Origin of the sequence: Facklamia sp. P12955, from assembly GCF_050409565.1 — a bacterium.
Taxonomy (GTDB): Bacteria; Bacillota; Bacilli; order Lactobacillales; family Aerococcaceae; genus Facklamia.
The window spans coordinates 1-2,594 of sequence record NZ_JBNUPF010000049.1; the positions used below are offsets into that span (position 1 = coordinate 1).

Sequence of the window (2,594 nt, forward strand, 5' to 3'; positions counted from 1 at the left end):
TAAAGGTAATTGTATATTTTCCAGGAACATTTGGGTTGAACCCTCCATCATTGGTGATCACAACTGACTCTTTTAAATCACCATCTTCAGCATCTTGTGCGTCTGTTATTAATGAAGCTAAAGTAAAGCTTTCGTCACCTTGAGCAATGGTGCTATTTTTAACACTAAGTGTTGGCGCTTCATTAAGTGGCGTCAATGGTGTCATTTCTTCCTCTACAGTTACGACTGCTGATTTAGAAATAGTTGCGCCATCTTTATCCGTTACTTTAAAGGTAATTGTATATTTTCCAGGAACATTTGGGTTGAACCCTCCATCATTGGTGATCACAACGAACTCTTTTAAATTACCATCTTCAGCATCTTGTGCGTCTGAAATTAATGAACCTAAGGTAAAAGTATTATCACCTTGAGCAATACGCTTGTCTTCAACGGTGAGGGTTGGTGCTTCATTGATTGCGGTCCATTTTGGTGAAACTGTAACAAGAGATGACTTAGTAATAGTTGCGCCATCTTTATCCCTTACTTTAAAAGTAATCGTGTATTCCCCAGGAACATTTGGGTTGAAGCCTCCATCACTGGTAATCACAACTGACTCTTTTAAATCACCGTCTTCAGCATCTTGTGCGTCTGAAATTAATGAACCTAAGGTAAAAGTATTATCATTTTGAGCAATACGCATGTCTTTAACAGTGAGAGTTGGCACTTCATTGAGTGGTGTCAACGGTAGATTATCTTCAGGAATATATTGCACAGCTGCAATGTCCCGATAATCATCCGTTTCTGAAGCATAATAGGTTATTGCTGGATTACTATGCAAATTGAATGTTTCTACATAATTAAAAGTAGAACTTGTCACATCATTGCCGATCATTTTCCAATCACCTGTATATTGGTTAAGGCCAACTTGTGTCCCTGCCAATCCATCTTTTGATAGTTGGGTTTCTTGAATGACTTCAGGATGCGCTAAGAATTGATAAGCAGCGGTGAATTCACCATAAGAAGTTAAATTTTGAGATCCATCTTCATGACTATCCGGCTCACGACTTTCAAAAAAAGCTCGCCATTCTAATCCAGCCCATAGTGGTAAAATAGGAGTCTTTTGAGCCTGTTCTTTTGTCACAACATAATCCAACCGAATAGCAATAGGAAAACGAGAGGAAAGAGTTCCTGAATTAATGGCAAATCTTCGAACTGTGCTAAAGCCTTCATCATCCAATTCTTGATTTTGACTTAACTTGAATTGCTTGATTGCTTCTTCCGGAGAAGCGTATCCTTTCGTAGAAGTAAACATTTCTCCTTTAGGTTGATATGATGAGTGTGTTGCCGTGTAGCCTCGATCTACAATGCCTCCAGGTAAATAATCAAATCCTTTAGCTTTTAAGGCGCGCACTTCATCCAATGTTGCTAGATTACCGAATTTTCCGGCATAACTATACTCATCCCCAGTATATTCTCTTAGTAGTTGATCACGTAGATCAAAGGCATCTGATAAAGCTGGGTACTCGACTCCTTCATACTCTTTAATCATTTCTAATGGTAATAAAATATCAACTGCTGCATCATGTATTTTTTTGATATCCGTATAGTGCCAATCACCTGCTTCATCTTTTAATTTATCCCCATCATATGTCCCAATTTGTGTGATTTTAATATCTTTTAATAGAGAAGGAACCACTAAACTATAAGATGTTGCGGTTTGGACATGATCCGAACTTGTAATTCCAGCAAAAGAGACCTGGAAAGAATACTGAATATCTCCCGTCTCCAGTTTTTTCGCTTCAAGTGGAGTTACATCAACTCCACCTCCTGTATAGGAAATAACATTTTGTGAGGGAAAATTTTGAAATTGATTATAATTTTGCATTGGCTGAAATTGAACGTCATTGTCTGTAACAATTTGAGGTTTCTCTTGTAATTCAAGTTCATTACTGTTTGAACTAAGTGATGAATCTTCTTCTATTTGATTTAAATGAATTTCCTCTTCCGTTACTGTTTCTTCTTCAGTTACTGCTTGCTCTTCAGTTACTACTTCTTCTTCAGTTACTACTTCTTCTTCAGTTACTACTACTTCTTCAGTTACTGCTTGATCTTCAGTTACTACTTCCTCTAAAATTACTGCATGAGAAAAATTCTCATCAGTCAATTCGTTAGCCGAAGCTTGTGTAATGCCAAATGAACTCATTACTATAAATGAACCAATTGCTACTGAACATAAGCCAAAAGATTTTTTTCTTAAGGCAAATCTGTTTTTATTTTCTAACACCATATCATAACCCCTTTCAAAATAATCAATGCATAATATACATTAATTTATTATAAACTAATTGAAATGTAAAGAAAAGTCAAGTGTATAAACTTCTTTAAATATATTTTTGCTTTTTGACAACAACTATTATGACCTCAAAAGCTTTAGATAAAACCTTGAAACTTATTATTTTAAATAATACAGCCTTAAATCCCTATATAAATGTATTATAGATCAATGTCGAAGGTAGTGTCAAATAAATTGTGTAACCTACATTTCAAGATTGTAATTATCAGATCAATACTTCTGTTATTTCCGATCCTAACCTCGCATTTTAGATGATCTTTCG

The 2,594-nt window shown here is 35.5% G+C and carries 1 protein-coding gene; it reads right to left on the bottom strand.

Features of this window, described 5'->3' with window-relative positions:
• Positions 1 to 2,266: YSIRK-type signal peptide-containing protein (locus ACQV2G_RS08960; RefSeq protein WP_428876634.1), on the bottom strand; the 2,266-nt coding region annotated here is incomplete at its 3' end.
• Positions 2,267 to 2,594: the final 328 nt, after the last annotated feature.